Origin of the sequence: Sphingomonas sp., from assembly GCF_045810705.1 — a bacterium.
GTDB lineage: Bacteria > Pseudomonadota > Alphaproteobacteria > Sphingomonadales > Sphingomonadaceae > Sphingomicrobium.
On sequence record NZ_JBJMVI010000019.1, the window covers coordinates 187657 to 207152 of the forward strand.

At 64.7% G+C, this 19496-nt stretch carries 20 protein-coding genes, 2 tRNA genes and 2 pseudogenes; 14 read left to right on the forward strand and 10 right to left on the reverse strand.

Translation table 11 applies throughout. The features are described from left to right. Positions 1–28: 28 nt before the first annotated feature. The 3 genes and pseudogenes from ACJ8FR_RS10435 to ACJ8FR_RS10445 form a co-directional block, all read left to right on the forward strand. A pseudogene (locus ACJ8FR_RS10435) lies at positions 29–760 on the forward strand (magnesium chelatase domain-containing protein); the annotation flags it as partial. Between the two features lie 61 nt (positions 761–821). Beyond that, positions 822–1256, forward strand: coding sequence for a hypothetical protein (locus ACJ8FR_RS10440; RefSeq protein ID WP_407828562.1), 435 nt, complete (start codon positions 822–824; stop codon positions 1254–1256). 55 nt (positions 1257–1311) lie between these two features. Further along, entirely contained in the window at positions 1312–1650 is a 339-nt protein-coding gene (locus ACJ8FR_RS10445; RefSeq protein ID WP_407828563.1) for a hypothetical protein, read from the forward strand. A 598-nt stretch (positions 1651–2248) separates the two neighbouring features. On the opposite strand, the gene ACJ8FR_RS10450 is transcribed toward ACJ8FR_RS10445, so the two are convergent. After that, positions 2249–3205, reverse strand: coding sequence for an IS1595 family transposase (locus ACJ8FR_RS10450; protein WP_407828564.1), 957 nt, complete (start codon positions 3203–3205; stop codon positions 2249–2251). 106 nt (positions 3206–3311) lie between these two features. On the opposite strand from ACJ8FR_RS10450, the gene ACJ8FR_RS10455 reads away from it, so the two are divergent. From ACJ8FR_RS10455 to ACJ8FR_RS10465, 3 genes and pseudogenes are all read left to right on the forward strand, one after another. Then, positions 3312–3536 (forward strand): DUF6471 domain-containing protein, encoded by a 225-nt coding sequence (locus tag ACJ8FR_RS10455; protein ID WP_407828565.1) that lies wholly within the window; start codon positions 3312–3314, stop codon positions 3534–3536. Continuing rightward, on the forward strand, positions 3494–4453 hold the full coding sequence (locus tag ACJ8FR_RS10460) for a hypothetical protein (RefSeq protein ID WP_407828566.1): 960 nt from the start codon (positions 3494–3496) through the stop codon (positions 4451–4453). Before ACJ8FR_RS10455 ends, ACJ8FR_RS10460 begins: the two co-directional genes overlap by 43 nt. Before the next feature lie 28 nt (positions 4454–4481). Beyond that, positions 4482–5273: pseudogene (locus ACJ8FR_RS10465) on the forward strand (YifB family Mg chelatase-like AAA ATPase); the annotation flags it as partial. Here the strand turns inward: ACJ8FR_RS10465 and ACJ8FR_RS10470 are convergent. After that, on the reverse strand, positions 5270–7048 hold the full coding sequence (locus ACJ8FR_RS10470) for a thiamine pyrophosphate-requiring protein (protein ID WP_407828567.1): 1779 nt from the start codon (positions 7046–7048) through the stop codon (positions 5270–5272). The pseudogene ACJ8FR_RS10465 and the gene ACJ8FR_RS10470 sit on opposite strands and share 4 nt — an antisense overlap. Positions 7049–7191: 143 nt before the next feature. Between ACJ8FR_RS10470 and ACJ8FR_RS10475 the strand changes: the two genes are divergently transcribed. From ACJ8FR_RS10475 to ACJ8FR_RS10490, 4 genes are all read left to right on the forward strand, one after another. Beyond that, a tRNA-Leu gene (locus ACJ8FR_RS10475) sits at positions 7192–7277 on the forward strand. Between the two features lie 41 nt (positions 7278–7318). Further along, positions 7319–8551: an AI-2E family transporter gene (locus ACJ8FR_RS10480; protein ID WP_407828568.1), complete on the forward strand. Its 1233-nt coding sequence runs from the start codon at positions 7319–7321 to the stop codon at positions 8549–8551. A gap of 20 nt (positions 8552–8571) precedes the next feature. Continuing rightward, positions 8572–8648 (forward strand) — tRNA-Asp (locus tag ACJ8FR_RS10485). Between the two features lie 39 nt (positions 8649–8687). Then, the gene (locus ACJ8FR_RS10490; protein ID WP_407828569.1) at positions 8688–9449 is read left to right on the forward strand and encodes a DnaJ family molecular chaperone; all 762 of its coding nucleotides are present in this window, start codon (positions 8688–8690) and stop codon (positions 9447–9449) included. Here ACJ8FR_RS10490 and ACJ8FR_RS10495 read toward each other — a convergent pair. Genes ACJ8FR_RS10495 through ACJ8FR_RS10505 form a run of 3 tightly spaced genes read right to left on the reverse strand, consistent with a single transcriptional unit; the run spans position 9446 to position 10999 of the window. Further along, entirely contained in the window at positions 9446–10540 is a 1095-nt protein-coding gene (locus tag ACJ8FR_RS10495) for a cell wall hydrolase (RefSeq protein WP_407828570.1), read from the reverse strand. The two genes, ACJ8FR_RS10490 and ACJ8FR_RS10495, sit on opposite strands and share 4 nt — an antisense overlap. Positions 10541–10582: 42 nt before the next feature. After that, on the reverse strand, positions 10583–10801 hold the full coding sequence (locus ACJ8FR_RS10500; protein WP_407828571.1) for a DUF2842 domain-containing protein: 219 nt from the start codon (positions 10799–10801) through the stop codon (positions 10583–10585). A gap of 48 nt (positions 10802–10849) precedes the next feature. After that, positions 10850–10999 (reverse strand): hypothetical protein, encoded by a 150-nt coding sequence (locus ACJ8FR_RS10505; protein ID WP_407828572.1) that lies wholly within the window; start codon positions 10997–10999, stop codon positions 10850–10852. A 190-nt stretch (positions 11000–11189) separates the two neighbouring features. Here ACJ8FR_RS10505 and ACJ8FR_RS10510 point away from each other — a divergent pair, with 190 nt between their 5' ends. Further along, positions 11190–11582 carry a hypothetical protein gene (locus ACJ8FR_RS10510; protein WP_407828573.1) on the forward strand — a complete coding sequence of 131 codons (393 nt, stop codon included), beginning with the start codon at positions 11190–11192 and terminating at the stop codon, positions 11580–11582. Positions 11583–11586: 4 nt separating this feature from the next. Here the strand turns inward: ACJ8FR_RS10510 and ACJ8FR_RS10515 are convergent, their stop codons facing one another. The 3 genes from ACJ8FR_RS10515 to ACJ8FR_RS10525 all read right to left on the reverse strand — a co-directional run bounded on the left by ACJ8FR_RS10515 (position 11587) and on the right by ACJ8FR_RS10525 (position 12920). Further along, positions 11587–12192 carry a 5-formyltetrahydrofolate cyclo-ligase gene (locus tag ACJ8FR_RS10515; protein ID WP_407828574.1) on the reverse strand — a complete coding sequence of 202 codons (606 nt, stop codon included), beginning with the start codon at positions 12190–12192 and terminating at the stop codon, positions 11587–11589. Positions 12193–12384: 192 nt separating this feature from the next. After that, positions 12385–12747 carry a cell division protein ZapA gene (locus ACJ8FR_RS10520; RefSeq protein ID WP_407828575.1) on the reverse strand — a complete coding sequence of 121 codons (363 nt, stop codon included), beginning with the start codon at positions 12745–12747 and terminating at the stop codon, positions 12385–12387. Continuing rightward, positions 12747–12920, reverse strand: a complete 174-nt coding sequence (locus ACJ8FR_RS10525) for a hypothetical protein (RefSeq protein WP_407828576.1) — start codon at positions 12918–12920, stop codon at positions 12747–12749. The genes ACJ8FR_RS10520 and ACJ8FR_RS10525 overlap by 1 nt, the downstream gene beginning before the upstream one ends. 134 nt (positions 12921–13054) lie before the next feature. Here ACJ8FR_RS10525 and tkt point away from each other — a divergent pair, with 134 nt between their 5' ends. Genes tkt through ACJ8FR_RS10540 form a run of 3 tightly spaced genes read left to right on the forward strand, consistent with a single transcriptional unit; the run spans position 13055 to position 17248 of the window. Continuing rightward, the gene (gene tkt / locus ACJ8FR_RS10530; RefSeq protein WP_407828577.1) at positions 13055–15043 is read left to right on the forward strand and encodes a transketolase; all 1989 of its coding nucleotides are present in this window, start codon (positions 13055–13057) and stop codon (positions 15041–15043) included. Then, entirely contained in the window at positions 15040–16047 is a 1008-nt protein-coding gene (gene gap, locus ACJ8FR_RS10535) for a type I glyceraldehyde-3-phosphate dehydrogenase (RefSeq protein ID WP_407828578.1), read from the forward strand. Before tkt ends, gap begins: the two co-directional genes overlap by 4 nt. Position 16048: 1 nt before the next feature. Continuing rightward, entirely contained in the window at positions 16049–17248 is a 1200-nt protein-coding gene (locus ACJ8FR_RS10540) for a phosphoglycerate kinase (protein ID WP_407828579.1), read from the forward strand. A gap of 135 nt (positions 17249–17383) precedes the next feature. Here ACJ8FR_RS10540 and ACJ8FR_RS10545 read toward each other — a convergent pair whose 3' ends face one another. Both ACJ8FR_RS10545 and ACJ8FR_RS10550 read right to left on the reverse strand, forming a co-directional pair. Further along, positions 17384–17650, reverse strand: a complete 267-nt coding sequence (locus ACJ8FR_RS10545; protein WP_407828580.1) for a hypothetical protein — start codon at positions 17648–17650, stop codon at positions 17384–17386. 127 nt (positions 17651–17777) lie between these two features. Continuing rightward, a complete protein-coding gene (locus tag ACJ8FR_RS10550; RefSeq protein WP_407828581.1) occupies positions 17778–19331 on the reverse strand; it encodes a winged helix-turn-helix domain-containing protein in 1554 nt (517 codons plus the stop codon). Positions 19332–19496 lie beyond the last annotated feature (165 nt).

The following is a 19496-nucleotide window of genomic DNA, read 5'->3' on the forward strand; positions in this document are numbered from 1 at the left end:
GCGCTGATCGTTCGGGGGGCGGAGCCTGATGGCCGCGACCGTCGCCACCGTCGCTTACCTCGGCCTCGAGGCCCGCGCCGTCGAAGTCCAGGTCCAGCTGACCTCGGGAGTGCCGAAGTTCACCATCGTGGGCTTGCCCGACAAGGCGGTCGCGGAAAGCCGCGAGCGGGTTCGCGCCGCGCTCGCGTCGATCGGCCTCGCGCTTCCGCCCAAGGTCATCACGATCAACCTATCGCCTGCCGATTTGCCTAAGGAAGGCTCGCATTACGACCTGCCGATTGCGCTCGGCCTGCTCGCGGCGATCGGGGCCACCGACGCCGAGACGCTGTCGCATTATGTCGCGGTGGGCGAGCTCAGCCTCGACGGCCGGATTGCGACGTCGCCGGGCGTGCTTCTCGCTGCTATCCATGCCTCCGCACACGACAAAGGACTGATCTGCCCCGCCGCCCAGGGCAGCGAAGCGAGCTGGGCAGGCCAGCTCGACGTCATCGCCGCGCCCGACCTGTTAGCGTTGCTCGCGCATTTGAAGGGCACCAGCCTGTGCCCGATCCCCGAGCTTGCCGAGGCCGAGCCGCCCGACGGCGGGCCGGACCTCGCCCAGGTCAAGGGGCAGGAAGTGGCCAAGCGCGCCCTCGAGATCGCCGCGGCAGGTGGGCACAATCTCTTGATGAGCGGCCCTCCGGGCGCGGGCAAGTCGCTGCTCGCCGCCTGCCTGCCGGGCATCCTCCCGCCGCTTCAGCCGAGCGAGGCGCTCGGTATTATGTAGCAAATGCACCAAGGCGATGCTAGATGTAATCGCCCATGATGGCTAAAGTCCGCGAATGGCGGACTACATGATTTTGGGGCTGGTCAAGAAAAGAGCCGAGCTGGCGGGCGACATTGAGCTTACGCACGCTCGGCTCCGCGAGCTGGTCAATCAGCTTGAGCATATCGACGGGACGCTTCGCATCGTCGCGCCGGATATGGAGCTTGAAGCGATCAGGCCAAAGGCGTTCCGACCGCCCGACGATTGGGCGAGGCGCGGGCAAATGAGCCGCTTGGTGCTGTCCATACTGCGAACGTCCAAGGAACCGCTCACCACCCGCGAGATTGCCGCTCAGATGTTGCTGGAGCGGGCAATGGACGCGGAAGATCAGCGAATGCTGCGCATCATGACGAAGCGCGTTGGCGTGGCGCTGCGCGACCAGCGGGACAAAGGGCGTGCTGCGTCCGTTCCCGGGCCGGGACAATTTCAGTTATGGGCCATCGCCCGGTAACGTTGCGCTCCCTAATGCGGCTGTGTAGTCATCCGTTGATTCACGAGGAGGAATCGTGGCGACCGCCCCGACCAAGGTCACCTTCCACTATATCAAGGTACCCAATTTCAGCGAACATCCGCTGCACGGGGTCTACGGTGGAATCACGCCGCACGGCATAAGCATGGCGCTGTTTTCTGAGCGGCCAGTCATACCTCAGGAGCTTGATGCTGAACTCGTGCCGGTGGAAGGGGAGCCGGGCACCATGACCTTGCGGGATGTCGCGAAGCGCGGAAAAGAGGGCGCTGTACGCTCGGTTCACGCCGTATACCATTTCGATATCGATCTCGCTGAGTCCATGATTGGCTGGCTTCAAGAAAAGGTTGTTCAAGCGAAGAAGGCCGGTTTGAAATGAACGCGCTTGCCGACGTTCGGCCTCCTCCCACCGCATCGGAAACTAGGCATGGACCCGTAGGTCGTGCAGACGACTCAGTTGGTCGAAACTGGACTGGAGGCAACGTGGGAATCTGGTATGCATCTAGCGTCACTGCTCGGGTGATACTGGAGGGCTCTTCGTTGCAAGTGGTTCCGGTTGCCCGTGCCTCTACGTCGCCACAGGCTGTTGCTTATTCGAGAGGCGTCTACGTGCGCTTTTCCGCTTTTGCGGCCTTCCTGGCAGTCGCACTTGTGCTCGGTGCCGTTAGTCTGCTGCCCGGACTCAAGGAGCTTGCGCTCGGCACCGTTATCGCGGGACTGTTCGCGGCTCTTGCCGGTCTAAGCGGCGCGGAAAGAGCACAATTTGAGCGTAACCGAGTACGGTAAGGCGCTCTTCGAAAGAGCGATCACCCACGGCACGCCTCTTTTCTTCAGAGCGTTCCTTGGGGCGATGGTGGGCCTTGTCGTTGTTTTAGGCGCTCACATCCTTCCGGCGCCCTATTCGGAGGTTATATCTTGGGCGTTCACGGCATTAGCCGTGCTCTGCGCGATGATCATAGCATCATGGGTCGTAGGATTTAGGCTGCCCGCTGCCAATAACCCGCCCACCGGCGGGACTGCTGCGCTGCCATCGCCGAAGACGCCACGAGGACAACTTGGCGACCATTCGGCAACCGGCGATGATCCTCTCTCCAAGCCATCTCGTTCGCGTAAGCGTTGAGATATGGGCCGGCGATGTGATGGTGCGTTCCGACTTCGGCGCGGCGAAGGCGGCTGAAATAGCTCTCCGCCTGATTGGTGCAAACGCCTTCGTCCATGAACGCAACGGAGTGGTTCACCCGGCGCGTATCCCAACCCGCGTGAAGCGCATCCCAACCGGTGCCTTCGTCGGCATAGATCGTCGCCAGCGTTCCAACGCGGTCGCGGACGATCGGGCAAGCATCGCCCTCATTGGCGACGACGAACGGCAGTGAGCGGCCCTTGCGCTCGCGCATGATCACGACGCACTCGCGCTTGCCGGTGCGGTTGGCTTTGAGGCGGCGGTCCTTACGGTCCTCAACCCGGTTCTCAGGCTTGCTGTAGCCGCCGAAATAGCCGCCATCGATCTCGACAATGCCGTTCAGCGAAACGGACGCCTGCTCGCGCGCCATCGCTTCGCGCAGCTTGTGCGAGAGGACGAAGGCGGTTTTATATTGGCAGTCCAGGTCGCGGCTCAGCTGGAGCGCGGCAACGCCCTTGGCACCGTTCACGAAGATCACGATAGCGGCCAGCAAGTCCGTGAAGGACAGCTTGCGCGAGGCGAAGATCGTCCCGCTAGTCACGCTGAATTGATGCTCGCAGCCGACGCACTTGAACCGGCGACGGGTGCTAATGTCGTAGGTCTCGACGCAACCACAGCGCGGGCAAACGGCCTCGCCTTCCGTTGATGACCAGCGCAGCTGGCGGAAGGTTTCGTAAGCCTTGTCCTCGCCCATGCGGAACACGGCCTTAAGGCTGAGGGTGCGGGCGGCGGCGGAGAGGAGAAAGTGTTGCATTGCCATTGTTTCCAATGCTTATGCATCTGATATAATGGCATTGATGCACTCTAGGCAAGGGCAAAAGTATCGTATATGAGTGCATTTGCGACGAATGGAGTGGCAAATGGCGACGAATACGGAGTGGGAAACCAAGGTGAAGGGCTTGCTGAAGGGCGAGCTGAAGCGCCGGGGCGTCACTTACGCGCAGCTGGTCGAGAAGCTCGCGGCGGTGGGCGTTGTGGACTCCGAACCTAACATCCGTAACAAGCTGGCGCGGGGCAAGTTTACAGCGGTGTTTTTGCTGCAATGCTTAGAAGCCATCGGGGCGAGTTCATTGCGCTTGGAATAGTCGCACTACTGACTCTTGCCATCGGCATTGCCACTTGGCCTATTCAGCCGACGCTAAAGAGCTACGGCGAAGAGAATCCCCGAAGCGGCACCTACCGCCCCGGCGGCCGCGACTGCCAGCCATCGGCCTTGGCGTCCATCCGCAACAGCCGGAAACGCGCGCGCGATGCCCAAGCCTGTGAAAAGGAAGCCGAAGAATATCGCCTGCAAACAAATGATTTGGTGCAGCAATCGCGGGCCGCGAATGCTGCTCAGGCGCAAGCTGAGATCGCCAGCCAATCGCTTTGGACGGGGTTCCTGCAAACTTTGGGAGGAATGCTTACCCTGGTCGCCGCAGTCGGTGCGGCATTCTATGCTCGTGAGGCTGCTCGCGAAACGCGGCGTCAAGCTAATCTGGCCGAAGAGCAACTTGGTCACACGTTCCATATGGTTCGGCCATATCTCGCTCCGAAGAGCGAAACCGTTGAGCTTCATCCCGACGAAGTCCAGCAGCTCGTAATCTGGCTTAGATTCACAAACAGCGGCGGGACTGCGGCACACGGGCTGATATTCTATGCCACGTCTATATTCAGAACCTACGGAGTGGCCAAAACCACCAATTTGCATCCCGGTCGATGGCCCCACGGATCGGTAGGCCGGGAGCAGCCGGTCGAAATAGAATACAAATTGCAACTCGCTGCCGAAGATTTGCAAAGCCTTCAAAGCGGAACCGGGGAAGTCCGCATAATCTTCGAAGGAACGTATTCGAACGAGTTCGGTGAGGATTGGGAGTACCGAACCGACCTGTCGATCACCAAAGCGAGTATTGATAACGGCGTGATTTACACCAATGACCTCCAGCAGCATCGCGCCGTGAAGAAGGAAGAGCCAGAGCCCGCTAGCCATCAGCCAACCCTCGATTTGAAGGGTGGCGGCTGATGTTTGGTGCATCTGCTACATAATACCGGAGGCGCTCGAAGTCTCGATGGTCGCATCCGTCGCGGGCGAGCTCGGCGGGGGCAAGATCCGCCGCCAGCGGCCGTTTCGCGCGCCGCATCACAGTGCCTCGATGCCCGCGCTGGTCGGCGGCGGGCTGCGCGTCCGCCCTGGCGAGATCAGCCTGGCGCACCTCGGCGTCTTGTTCCTCGACGAGCTGCCCGAGTTCCAGCGGCCCGTTCTCGACTCACTCCGCCAGCCGCTCGAGACCGGCAGCGTCAGCGTCGCCCGCGCCAACACCCACGTGACCTTCCCCGCGCGCGTCCAGCTGGTCGCGGCGATGAACCCGTGTCGCTGCGGGCATCTCGGCGACGCAGCGCTTGCCTGTAGTCGGGCGCCTCGGTGTGCCGCAGATTACCAGGCGAAGGTGTCAGGGCCTCTCCTCGACCGCATCGATCTCCACGTCGAAGTGCCCGGCGTGTCGGCTGCCGACCTGACCCTCCCGCCCCCCGCCGAAGGCAGCGCCGAGGTTGCGCGGCGCGTCGCCGCGGCGCGGACGCTGCAGTCGGAGCGCTACAACGGCCACGGTGTCCGAACCAACGCGGAAGCCGACGGCAAATTGCTCGACCAGGTCGCCACTCCGGATGAGCCAGGGCGAAAGCTCCTGGCGGATGCCGCGGCGGCAATGCGGCTTTCGGCGCGTGGCTTCCATCGCGTGCTCAGGGTCGCGCGCACCATCGCCGACCTCGGCGGCGCCGAACAGGTCGGCCGTATCCACGTCGCCGAGGCGCTCAGCTACCGACGCCAGGCGCCGCGCAACTAGTCGGCGTCGGCCTTCCCGAGAACGGCGTTGATCACCTGCCGCGCCGTGTCGGCGATGACGTGTCCGGCATCCTCGTCCTTGGCCATCGAGAACATGAACTGCTTGGCTTCCTTGAAGCTGATGTGTGGCGGGAGCGGCGCGATCTCCGGGTCGGTCTTGACCTCGAGCACCACCGGCCGGTCGGCCGACAGCGCTTCTTTCCACGCGGTGCCCAGATCCTTCGGATCGTCGACGTAGATACCCTTGAGCCCGATCAGCTCGGCGAACTTTGAATAGCGGACGTCGGGGATGTCCTGGCTCGCGTCGAACCGCGGATTGCCGTTCATCACCCTTTGCTCCCAGGTGACTTCGTTCAAATCCTGGTTGTTGAACACGCAGGTCACGAGCCTTTTGTCGGCCCAGCGGTCCATATATTTGGCGATGGTGATCAGCTCGGCCATGTTATTCATCTGCATCGCGCCGTCGCCGACCAGTGCGACCACCGGGCGATCGGGGTGCGCGAACTTGGCGCCGATCGCATAAGGCACGGCAGCGCCCATCGAGGCAAGTCCGCCGGACAGCGACGCCATCTGCCCACGCTTGACGCGATAGTCGCGCGCATACCAATTGGCGCACGAGCCGCTGTCGCTGGTGACAATCGCATCGTCGGGGAGGCACGGGGACATCTCCCACACCACTCGCTGCGGATTGACCGGGTGAGCGGCCGTCTTGGCGCGCGCCTCCAGCGTCTTCCACCACTCGGCCACGCCCTGCTCGATTTGCTGCCGCCAGCCGCGGTCCGACTTACGCTCGAGCATCGGCAGGAGCAGCCGCAGCGTCTCCTTCGCCGTGCCGTGAAGGTTCACTTCGCATGGGTACCGCAGTGACAGCATGGCCGGGTCGACGTCGATCTGGACCGCGCGCGCCGCCCCGGTCTTTGGCAGGAACTCGGACCAGGGGAAGCCTGTCCCGACCATCAGCAACGTGTCGCAGCCGTCCATCATGTCCGAGCTGGGCCGCGTGCCGAGAAGACCGATTGAGCCGGTTACGAACGGCAAATCGTCCGGAAGTACGGACTTTCCCAGCAGTGCCTTGGCGATCCCGGCGCCAAGCACGTCCGCGACCTCGATCACTTCATCGGCCGCGCCGAGGGCGCCCGCGCCGATCAGGATCGCGACCTTCTTGCCCGCATTGAGGGTTTCCGCCGCCCGGCGCAGGTCCGCTTCAGCAGGAACGACCGCCGGCCGCGAATAGCCGGGGCCGGAGCGCGTGAAGCCATGGGCCCGCTTTGGTTGCTCGAAGGCCTGCTCCTGCACGTCCTTGGGGATGATGATGGCCGAGGGGCCGCGCCGTGCAATCGCGAGACGGATGGCGCGATCGACGACGTGCGGCAATTGCGCCGGGTGCGAAGCCTCCTGAACATATTCGGCGACGTCGGCGAACATCCGATCCAGGTTGAGTTCCTGCTGGTAGCTGCCGCCGCGAACCGTCGCCTCGGCCTGGCCGCAGATGGCGAGGAGCGGCGTGTGGTCGGACTTGGCATCGTAGAGGCCGGTGATCAGGTGCGTCGCGCCGGGGCCCCCGGTCGCGAGGCAGACCCCGAGCTCACCCGAAAACTTGGCGTACCCGACCGCCATGAACGCGCCCATTTCCTCGTGCCGGGGCTGGATGAAGTCGATGCTTCCGTCGCGCTGGATGGCGCCGATGACGCCGTTGATGCCGTCGCCGGAATAGCCGAAAATGCGTTTGACGCCCCAGGCTTTCAGGCGCTCGACGAGGAAATCCGCGGTTTTCATGGCTGCACCTGCGTGGTTGGAGGTGCGGGGAGAACGCCAGACGGGGCTGTCCGCTCCGTGAATAGTTCGTTCTTGTCAGGCGCCCATTGCGGCGTGCCCGGACGCCCGCTAGCTAACCCGCGCCGCCAGGACATTGGTCCTGGGCCCCTGTGGCGGAATGGTAGACGCGCTCGACTCAAAATCGAGTTCCTTCACCGGAGTGTCAGTTCGACTCTGACCAGGGGCACCAATCGGCTAGCCGCATGACAGAGCGGGCGATATGCTGGCGCCATGGACGCGCGCACCCGCAAGCACCCGGTCGAGGATGAGACCGCCGACGAAGCGCGGATGCTGGCGGAGACCATCACCGTCAAGCGCGATCGCCTGCTCGCGTCGCTCACCTTGATCGCGGGCATCGGGCTGATCGTCATGGTGCCGTTCGCGCTCCGCGGCGGCGCTGAATTCTTCATGCCGGTGACGGCCGCGCTGGTCGTCGCGATTGCGCTGGTGCCCCTGCTCGAATGGTTCGAGCGGAGGGGCATCCCGTCCAAGCTGTCGGCAGGACTATGCGTCCTCATCTTTCTTATGCTGGCCTTCTTCGCGATCGGCTCGATCGTCGTTCCCGCCACCGACTGGGTGGCACAGGTGCCGGCCAAGATCCCGAAGGTTCGAGCCGCGCTCGAACCGGTGATCCGCCTCTACAAGCATCTCGACCGGTGGATCGAGCGCGCGACGTCGCAGATCGCGATTGGGCCGGCGCAGGCCACACCGACGGTCAATGTCGAGCAGCCGCATTCGATGCTGGGCCTGTTGACCAGCTCGGCGCCCCATCTTTTGATCCAGCTGTTCTTCGCGCTGCTGGTGATCTTCTTCTTCCTCGCCGGCTGGACCGCGATGCGCAAGAAAGCGATCGTCACCCGCGGCAGCTTCGAGGGCGCGCTGACCACCGCGCGCGTCATCCAGCAGGTGGTCGACGCGACCTCGACCTATCTCGGCACGATCACGGTTATCAACATCGGTCTCGGCACCCTCACCGCCGGGGCGCTGTGGTGGCTCGGAATGCCCTCGCCGGTGATGTGGGGCGGCATCGTCGCGGTCGCCAATTACATCCCTTACCTGGGCCCGATCGTGTGCGCTCTTTTGCTGTTCCTCGGCGGTCTCATGACCTACCCGGACATCTGGGGCGCACTGCTGCCCCCCGCCGTGTTCATCGGCTTCCATCTCGTCGAGGCCAACTTCTTCACGCCGATGGTCGTGGGCCACCGCCTCACGGTCAGCCCCTTGTCTATCCTCATTTCGCTGTCCTTCTGGGCGTGGGTATGGGGCACCACAGGCGCGTTGCTGGCGGTTCCTTTGCTGATCATCCTGAAGACGGTCTTTTCGGCCGCTGGAACTCCGGACATCGCCGGATTCCTGTTCGAGCACGGCACCTTGACCCACGCCGGCGAAGAGGATGAGGAGGAGGTCGAGGATCGCCAGCAAATGGAGCCGGCGATGGTTGACACTCCCAAGCGCCGACCGTAGGTCGCCGCGACGCCAAAAACGCGGGTGTAGCTCAGTTGGTTAGAGCGCCGGCCTGTCACGCCGGAGGTCGCGGGTTCGAGTCCCGTCACTCGCGCCACATTCCATAACGGATTAAGCTGGATTAAACCGGTCGGCGATGGCCGAAGACGCGTCCGCATACGTTGCGCTGGGGCTGGAGCCCGGGGCCGATTCCGCGGCGATCGAGCAGGCTTACCGGCGGCTCATCAAGGAGCATCATCCCGACCGTGAGGGCGGCGATGCGCAACGCGCCGCGGAGATCAATCGCGCGTATCGCGACCTGCGCGCCGCGCGTCACCTCAAGGACCCGCTCGAGCTCAACGAGGAGTGGGCTGTCCCGCCATCGGCAGGCCGCGGCTGGCCGAAGTTCGCGGCGATAGCGACAGCGGGGGTATTCGGGCTTTTGCTCATAGGGGGGCCGCTCGGGCCCTCGGCGGACGCCGTGCGATCGCCCGCTTCTCACCTGCTCGGTGGCGGACGATCGAAAGCGTCTCCTGCCGATCCGATGGAGCAGCCGCTCCATCTCGCGGCGATCGATGCGGCGGCGCACCGCGCCTCGTTTCTCGCACGCACGCGCGACGAGATGGCGCTCGCCAGCGCCAGCCGCGACTGCCACCACGTACTGCGCAGCGATCCCAGCCTCATTCAGCTCGATCGGTGCACCGCGTTCGACGACGCCGTCGTCCAGCTCCAGGACCGCGACCCGTTGCGCGACCAGGGACCGTTCAGCGAGCTTGCGGTGACCGGCAGGCTGTGGAGCGGCGCGACCGCCTTGTCGGACGATTATGTGGCGATCGACGGTCGTCTCGACCGTATCCGGCTGGAGGTTGAGTTGGCGCTTGCGCCGGCGCCCCGGCCGAGCCCAGCGGGCAGCAATTAGCGCGGCGCCGAAGCTCCGCTTGCACTGGTGCCGCCTGCGGGCTTGCCGAGCGGCGCCTGGTTCTCCGCTACGGCGTCGCCCGACAGCGACCATTTGAGATTGTCGGAGACACCGAACTTGCGGGAATAATCCTCGCGGCTCACCTCCGCCGACGCCTTCCGCGCAGTCAGGTTGAAGCGCACCGCCACCCTCTTGTCGCCGCGCATCGAGGGGCTGAGTTTCAGCGGCTCGGCGCCGGGAATCTGGGCGATCGCCGCTGCGAGCGATCCGGGCTGCGCGGGAACCACGTGCACGGCGGCAAGCGCAGCGGCGCGCAAGGCGCTCGCGCTCGGCTCGCGGCCGCCATAGGCCTTGGTGAACGCGGCCGGCTGGCCCCAGCCACCGGCCCAATGATAGAACAAATGGGCGCCAACCACCGCGTTCTTGGCCATCGTCGCGGCCCAGTAAGGCACGACATAGTCCGCGTGATAATGAGTCGCCCAGCCGACCGGCTGGTACACCGTACCGGCTAGCGCCTCCTGGGCGACCTTGATCGCGCGCCTCCAGCCTTCGCCGTCGGGCCGGCGGTTGAGGGATCCATCGCAGGTGAAGGTGAACTGGCAACCGGTGAGGCGCGTCGAGCCTTGATAGACGACTGCGCAGATGCTTGCCGGGAAGGCCGCATGGCGGACGCGGTTGAGCACCACCTGCGCGACCGCGCGCTCGCCGTTCTCATCCTGGTTCCCGGCTTCGTAATAGACCGCGCTGGCGAGGCAGTTGAGCGCTTGCGATCGGGCCGCGGCATTGCCTTTGAAAACGAACGGCGCGGCGGCGGGATTGGGCCCGCTGGCGACGGGGATTTCCGCGTTCAGCTTCAGCGCCTCGGCCGGTGCGAGCGGCCGGACGACCATTGGCGGCGGCGCGGGCGGGGCCGCCTGCGGGCCTTGCCCACGCATCGACACCGACGTCGTCGCGACAGCCGCGGCCGCGACGAGCCCGAACACACCCGTCCCGGCGATCTCACGCGGATAGGCGCGCCACAGCGCCGCCAACCGCGCCTTGGCGTCGCGCAGCCGCCACTGGGGCGTCGGAAGGGGCACAGCATTTGCCACGTCAGTGATATAGCCAGCTAATACAGTCGTTTCAACGCGGATCTACGGTTCCGCCCGGAAAGAGCCTGTCTGGATCCACCGCACCAACGGCTTCAGCGGCATGATCCAAACGATGCCCATGAACAGATAGAACGCGCTTTGAACGAGAATAGGCCAACGGCCGACGACGTGCGCGAGGGTTGCGACGAATGCAGCCCAGACGCCGATCAACAGCAGGATCAGGCCGATTCCGGCAAGCTTGCGATAGGACGGCTCGGCCATGGCCGATGGAAATAGCAGCCTTCGCGGCTGGAGTCGCTTGAGCCCGCCTCAGTTGCAGACGGTCGGCGTCGAAGGCCCCTGGGTTGCCGAATAGCAATTGCCGCCCGCCGCGTCGGCGCGGTTGTCCTTGCGCATGGCGACGAACAACGCGGCGCTCAACGCCAGCACCACGACCACGGCCAATGCCTTCACACGCATGATCATACCCCTGTGGCGGCGGAACTCTCTCCGGCGCGACCGCGCTCCGATACCACTCGGGTGGCAGCGACCGAAGCGATTTGCGACGGAATTACCTGACATTCGGTAAGGAACGGCAAACTTTGCCTGCTGTGGCTTTTGGGTCACGCCGCTGGTGACCACAGGAATGGCTGCAGCATCCGGCCTTCGAATGAGCTATGCCGCGCGCATGACGCGCAACCTCTTCGCACTTGCGCTCGTTCTGGGCTCCTGCGCCGCTCCGCCTCCGTCCGCACAGCAGCGCGCGCCCGACCAGGAGCTTGCAGGCCGCGTCGCCCGCGCGCCCGAGCGCTGCGTGTCCATCAACTCACAGCAAGCGCTTCGGGTGTCCGAAAGCGATCGGCACGTGCTTCTCTACGGCAACGGGCGAACCCTCTGGACCAACAATCTCGGCCAGTGCAGCTTCGGCTCCGATGATGTGCTGGTCACCGAGCCATTCGGGTCGTCCTACTGCCGCGGCGACCTCGTTCGCTCGATCGACCGTTCGAGCCGCATTCCGGGGCCAGCCTGCGTCCTCGGCGATTTCATTCCCTACGCCCGCTGAATTTTTAGCGGCGGAAGATCTCCAGCCCGTCGGGCGAGGCGAAGGCGTCGAGCGGGATGTCCCACGCGTCGGTCGGGATTACTTCAACCAGCCGCTGCAGCGGCCAGCCGACGCCGACCAATCGGGCGCCGCTTTTCTTCAGTCTCGCGAGGGCCCGATCATAGTGCCCCTTGCCGCGTCCCAGGCGCGTGCCCTCGCCGTCAAGCGCGATCAGCGGCACCAGGATCAGGTCAGGCTCGACCACCGGCGAGCTCCGCTTCGGCTGCATGATTCCGAACGGCCCCGGCTCGAGTGGGTCGCCGGCGCGGAACTTGAACGGCTTGGCCGGGTGATCGAACGCCGGGAAGGCGACGATTCGGCCGACCGCGCGGGCTTCCTCGATCGCCAGCAACGGACTGATCTCCGACCCGAGCGGCGCGTAGCCGCCGACCACCTTGGCCTCGGCGCATAGAGAAGTCAGGTGCTGGGCCAAGCGCTGCTCCAGGCGCGCCCGAGCGGCGTCGGACAGGGTGCGGACGAACGCTTTTCGCGCTTCGAGCGCGGCACGGCGCAGCGACTCCTTGCCCAGCGGCTCCATCTCAGGGCCCGCGGGATCCTGGGGGCCGCTCATGAAAGGGGGTGACGGGACCACCATGGCCGTTTGCCCTAAAATCCTCTGACGCCCAAACGTCAGGTGGGCACCGTGTGATCCTGACCCGCTGGAAAACCCAGATGATCAGGGCAGGGACAGCTCCCTTCAGGATGATATCGCCTCAGGGATTTTCCAAAGGCTCGCACCGGGTAGTGCCCGTCGCCGGTCAATTTAGGCGTTCGATGCCCCATTCTCAAGAGTCATTGCGAGCGATTCGAGGCGGTCGGCGAGCGCTTCGGCGCGCAGGATCAGCGCCGGATCGGGACGAGTCTGCGGTGCCGGCGCTTGCTCGCTTGATGCCCGAGCTTTTGTCGCTGCCGCCGCGTCCGGCTTGTCCTCGACCAGCTCGTCGGCGAGCAGCAGCGAAGCGAACAGGAACTGCCGCGCCTCGCTCAAGGTTCCGAGCCCGGCGAGCGCTTCACGGCTCTTCCCGTCGACCAGCCGCGCGGCGGCGCGGAGATTATCCTCCTCGCCCTCGCGGCAGGCGACCTGGTAGGTTCGTCCAGCGATCGTCAGGTCGACCATCTTGGCCATCAGGCAGCGGCTTCCTTGATGAGTTCGTCAAGCTCCTCGACGACTTCGCGAACCTTGGCGCGCAGCTCGTCGTCGCGGCCTGCGCCCGTGTGGCGCGCCGCGAGCATTCTCTCGATCCGTTGAAGAGCGCGTTCGGCCCGCTCCAACGCCAGGGGAAGCTCGTTGTCGTCCATGGCGGGTTGAGTACGCAACTTGCCAACACCCGGCAAGCATCCGCGGCGCGATTTGACGCGGCGGGCAGGGCGGCTAATGGGGCCGCAACATCGCCCGGATTCCCGGGCGGGACCGACCCCAGCCGCGGAGTCCCATGCAGCCGACCGACCGCCGTCTCGCAAACGCCATCCGTGCCCTCACGATGGACGCGGTCGAGGCTGCGAATAGCGGTCACCCGGGAATGCCGATGGGCATGGCCGACGCCGCGACGGCTTTGTTCACACGGCATCTGAAGTTTGACGCCGCGGACCCGCATTGGCCAGACCGCGACCGCTTCATCCTTTCGGCCGGCCACGGCTCGATGCTGATCTACGCCTTGCTCTACCTGACCGGCTACGAACGGCCGACGCTCGACGACATCAAGCGCTTCCGCCAGCTCGGCTCGCCGACCGCCGGGCACCCGGAGAATTTCGAGCTTGCCGGAATTGAGGTCACCACCGGCCCGCTCGGGCAGGGCGTTGCGATGGCCGTCGGAATGGCGGTCGCCGAGCGCCATCTGAACGCCATCTACGGCGACGAGCTGGTCGATCACCGCACCTTCGTCATTGCCGGCGACGGCGACCTCATGGAAGGCTTGAATCATGAGGCCGTGGGCCTTGCCGGTCACCTGAAGCTCGGCCGGCTGATCGTCCTGTGGGATGACAACAACATCACCATCGACGGCTCGACAGACCTGTCGCGGAACGAGGACGTGGTCGCGCGCCACCAGGCGGCGCGATGGCACACCTGCCAATGCGACGGCCTCGATGCCGACGACGTCAGTCGCGCGATCGAGGAAGCGCTCGACGACCCGCGTCCAAGCCTTATCCGTTGCAAGACGATCATCGGTTTTGGCGCCCCGAACAAGCAGGGCACTGCCGCGACCCACGGCGCCGCGCTCGGAAAATCCGAAGTCGAGGCCGCCCGCGCCGAGCTCGGCCTCGAACCGGTCGAGTTCACCGTGCCCGACGACGTCCTCACCGCGTGGCGCGCGGCGGGCAAGCGCGGCGCGATCGATCATGCTTTGTGGAATGAACGGTTGGAGGACAGCGGCCGCAAGGTCGAATTCCTGGCGCGGCTCAACGGCAAGGTTAGCGACGCCTGGCTAAAGCCTTACCTCGATAAGTTGCTTCTCGATCTGAAGCCGGTCGCGACGCGCAAGGCCTCGGAAATGGCGCTCGAGGTGATCAATGCGGCGATCCCGGCGACGATCGGCGGCTCTGCGGACCTCACGGGCTCCAACAACACCAAGACCAAGGCGCTCGAACCGCTGACCGCTGATAATTACGCCGGGCGCTACATCTATTACGGCATCCGCGAGTTCGGCATGGCCTCAGCGATGAACGGCATGGCGCTCCACGGCGGAGTGATCCCTTACGGCGGCACGTTCCTGGTGTTCACCGATTATGCGCGGCCGGCGATCCGGCTGAGCGCACTTCAGCGCGCGCGCGTCATCTACGTGATGACTCATGACTCGATCGGGCTTGGCGAAGACGGTCCGACCCACCAGCCGATCGAGCATCTGCAAAGCCTGCGCGCGATGCCGCAGCTAATGGTCTATCGCCCCGCCGACGCGGTGGAGACGGCCGAATGCTGGGCGCTGGCGCTGCAGGGCGAGGGACCGTCGATCCTCGCGCTGACCCGCCAGAATCTGTCGCCGGTGCGCAGCGAGGGCGCCGCCGAGAACCTCTGCGCACGCGGAGCTTATCGCCTGAAACCGTCTGAAAACAACCGTAAGGTCGTCATTGTTGCGACCGGATCGGAAGTCGAGATCGCGCTCGGCGCGGCTGCCCAGCTTGAACAACAGGGCATCGGTACCGACGTCGTGTCCATGCCTTGCACCGAGCGCTTCGACGCGCAGCCTGCTGAATATCGTGACGAAATCCTGCCTGATGTCAGCAACCGCGACATCCTGCGCGTCTCGATCGAGGCCGGGACGACCTTCGGCTGGGAACGCTATACCGGCGTGCACGGGCTTCGCATCGGTATCGACCGCTTCGGCGTCTCCGCGCCGGCTCCGGACGCCTATAACTATTTCGGGCTGACGCCGGACAAGGTCGCGATCCGCATCACCGACTTCATGAGGACAAGAGGAATCCAATGACCAAAGTTGCAATCAACGGCTTCGGCCGCATCGGCCGGCTGGTCGCCCGTGCGATCCTCGAGAGGCCGGACTGCGGGCTCGATCTGGTCAGCGTCAACGACCTCGCCGACGCCAAGGCCAACGCCTGGCTGTTCAAGCACGACAGCGTGCACGGCAAGTTCCCCGGCGAGGTCAAGGCCGAGGGCAACGACATCGTCGTCGATGGCAAACACATCCATGTGACGGCGGAGAAGGACCCCGCCAATCTCCCGCATCGCGCGCAGGACATCGAGCTGGTGCTCGAGTGCACCGGCTTCTTCACGGACCGTGAGAGCGCCCAAAAACATATCGACGCCGGCGCGAAGCGAGTGCTGATCTCGGCCCCGGCGAAGGGCGTCGACCTGACGGTCGTTTATGGCGTCAACGACGACAAGCTCACGCCTGAGCACCGCATCGTCTCCAACGCCTCGTGCACGACCAATTGCCTGGCGCCCGTCGCGAAGGTGCTCAACGACACGCTCGGGATCGAGCGCGGCCTGATGACCACCGTCCACGCTTACACCAACGACCAGAAGATCCTCGACCAGATCCACTCCGATCTTCGGCGGGCCAGGGCGGCGGCGATGTCGATGATACCGACGACGACGGGCGCCGCGCGCGCGGTCGGCGAGGTGCTTCCCGAGCTCAAGGGCAAGCTCGACGGGTCGGCGATCCGCGTTCCAGTGCCCGATGGAAGTCTCATCGACCTGACCTTTACGCCGAAGCGCGATACGACCCGCGATGAGGTCAACCAGATCCTCAAGGCCGCCTCCGAAAGCGAGCGGCTGAAGGGCGTGCTCGTCTATTCGGATGAGCCGCTGGTCTCGGTCGACATCGTCCACACTCCGCAAAGCTCGACCATCGACAGTCTCGAAACCGCGGTGATCGAAGGCAAGCTCGTGCGCGTCGTCAGCTGGTACGACAATGAATGGGGCTTCTCGAACCGGATGGTCGACACCGCCGCGGCGATGGCAGCGCTCGGCTGAGGTGAGCCGTTTCAAGACTCTCGACGACCTGCCGGAGGAACTGACCGGCACAAGAGTTCTCGTCCGCGTCGACCTCAATGTGCCGATGGACGGCGCGCGGGTGACCGACGACACGCGGCTCCGGGCGATGCTCCCGACGGTGTTGGAATTGAGCGACCGCGGCGCCATCGTGCTTCTCCTGTCGCACTTCGGCCGTCCCAATGGAGAGATCCGCCCCGACATGTCGACCGCGCAGCTGGTGCTGCCGATTCACCGGCTGACGGGACGGTCGGTGCGCTTCATCGAGGATTGCCAGGGCCCTGAGGCCGCGCGGGCGGTGACGACGATGCTCCCGGGCAATATCGGCGTGCTCGAGAACACGCGCTTCCACCTCGGCGAGGAGAAGAACGATCCGGAGTTGGCCAAGGGCATGGCCGCGCTCGGCGACTATTATGTCGACGACAGCTTCTCGACCGCGCACCGCGCCCACGCCTCGACCGAGGGCATCACCCATTTCTTGCCCAGCTTCGCCGGGCGCGCGATGGAAGCCGAGCTGAAGGCGCTTGAGCGCGCGCTCGGCAATCCGGACCGCCCGGTCGCGGCAGTGGTCGGCGGCGCCAAGGTCTCGACCAAGCTCGCTGTGCTCGGGCACCTCGTCGGCAAGGTCGATCACCTCATCATTGGCGGCGGCATGGCCAACACCTTCCTCGCGGCACGCGGCGTCAATGTCGGCAAATCGCTGTGCGAGCATGAGCTGACCGGCGAGGCGAACGGCATTTTCGACGCGGCTGAGAAGGCCGGCTGCACCATCCATCTGCCGTACGACGTGGTGGTGGCGAAGGAATTCGCGCCCAACCCGCCGAGCGTCCGCACCTGCAACGTCCACGAGGTCGCAGCCGACGAGATGATTCTCGACATCGGCCCGGCCGCGGTCGAGGCGCTCGCCGATGTGCTCAAGACCTGCCGGACTCTGGTTTGGAACGGCCCGCTCGGCGCGTTCGAGACCCCGCCGTTCGATAATGCGACGGTCGCGCTCGCGAAGACCGCGGCTGCGCTGACCAAGGAAGGCTCGCTCGTCTCGGTTGCCGGCGGTGGAGACACGGTCGCCGCGTTGAACCAGGCCGATGTCGCCGATGAATTCAGCTTCGTTTCGACCGCTGGCGGCGCGTTTCTTGAATGGATGGAAGGGCGCACGCTTCCCGGCGTCGCCGCGCTGGCATAATTCGCGAGCCAACCGGCTCGCACGGTTAGTCGCCGCAGCTTAAAGCTTCCTTTGAGCCTCTGTGGGCCGGCGCTGATGAGCGGCCGGCCCAAGATGCTTTTTGTTGGCTCGCCGCCCACATCGGGAGACGGCCCTCTAGAACGGGGTCCGAAGCATGTACCAGAACCCATCGTCCGGATTCTGCTCGCACCAGAAATGCTCGTGCATGTCCTGCATTGCGTCGCCGACGTTGTCGTACTTTCCCTGTTGGACCTTGTCGCGAGCGTGAAAAATATTGTCTTGGGCCATCTGAGCCTCGCAGTCCCCTCGCGTCTCGTAGGGCACGTCAACCGGCGTATGGGCGAGTGTCACGGCCGGAATGGCGATTGCGGCCAGGGCTATTGCGGTTTTCAGCATCGTCATCGACTCTTCCTTTCGATTGCAGCGCCGGAAATGCACTTCCAGCTGCGTGGACGATGCTCGACAACGGTGTCATGCGGGAGGATGCGGACCTGATGCGAAGCCGATGTTTTGCCGATTTCGTGGAGAATTAGGCGCGGCGGTAATCAGGTTGCGACCCGGAGTCGCGCCAGTAGCGCTCCAGCCCCAGCTCATCGATGAGGCGAGGAAAACGAGAATCGGCGCGCATCGGCCGCGAAACCGGATCGAACAGCATGCGCGTGTGCCGATCGTTGGGCGGCGCATAGTAGGTCGCGGACGGTGCTTGCCTGTCGGGCACGACAAACCCGCGGCCGAAGTAATAGGCTTCCGCAACGGCGAAACCTTCATCCACGCGCCCCAGCGCATTGGCGTTAAGGATTGCGTCCCTTGCGTAACCGCTGCCCAAGTGGGCAAGCCGTAGCTGCTCATCGATCACGGCTTGAATTTGCACCCGATCTCGGCTCTCCAAAGCCTGCGCCACTCTTAGTTGCCTGAGCCCGTCTTCGTCCAGCTCGTGCGGACCGTTCTGGGCATCGTCCTGGAGCATGGCCGTGGCTGCGCGCGGATGCCCGCCGAAGAGCAACATGTGATATTGTCGTCCGCGGATCGCTGGATCGCTGGGATAAAGAGATCTCGCCTGGTCGGCCACGCGATCTGCTTCCTCCAGCCGCCCCGCGCTCCACAGCGCCTCGATGTAGTTCGAATAAACGGATGGGGCGAGCGGACGGCCTATCCGATCGTACAGCGGCACCGCGTCATTGGAACGGCCGACGAATATCAGGTTGACGGCGAGCAGCCGGAGTGCGTTTTTATTGTCTGGCTCGCGCTCCAGGACACGCCGAAACCCGCGTTCGCGCTCCAGCCATTGGCCCATGAACGGCCGCGTGACAGCCAAGCCCAGTTCAGCATTGACGTTGCTGGGCTCGAGCTCGAACGCGTGCCGCGCCGCCGCCTGCGCCCGCGCGCGCATGGAACTGGCTTCATCCCTCGCGCGAACGTGACACACGAAACCATAGGCATATGCCAGCATCCCCCACCCATCGGCGTAGCCTGGAGCGATTTCGACGACGCGCCGGAACGCGGCGATCCCATCATCCTGCGCGTCAGGCGAAGATTGTTCCAGCCCGAGTGCCCCTTGGGTCATGAGCCTCGTCACTTCCGCCGGCAGTGCGGAGCGACTGAACCGGCGATACAGCAGCGCGCCGCCGCCGCCGATAGCGACGATGCCGGCGCTCAGCGCACCGACGGCAAATGATCGCCGCGTGGACCATCTTGGCCGCATCGCGGCATCTGGCGGCTCCTCCGCCACGACCAGCCCGACGCCGTTGTCGCCTGTGAGCCGGTAGCCGACCTTGGTGATCGTCTCGATCTCGAATGACCCCGCCCCGATCCCGAGGGCCGCCTTGCGGAGGTGCGAGATAACGCGATTGATGGCGTCCTCGCCGACCACGCGCCCTTCCCAGCACCTCAACGTCAGCTCGTCGCGGGTGAGGATACTTCCGCCGGCTTTCGCCAACGCGACCAGTACCTGCATCACGCGATGCTCGAGCAAGTCACGAAGGCCGTCGTCGCGCACGAGCTCCCGGCGTACGGGTGACACCCGCAACCTTCCGAGAACGAAGTCGGGTTCGTGCGCCAGAACAATGCGCTCTGCTTCCGACACCTGGACACTCCCGCTCTGGAAGCGGAAGTCTATTGGACACACAGGAAATCGTCGAGATGACATTTGAACTGTCTTTGCTCGCCGACTTGACCTTCGTGTCGATCGCTGGCGAAGCATTTTTCAAATGGATAGTAGGGCGGACGCTTCCGGGCGTCGCAGCGCTGG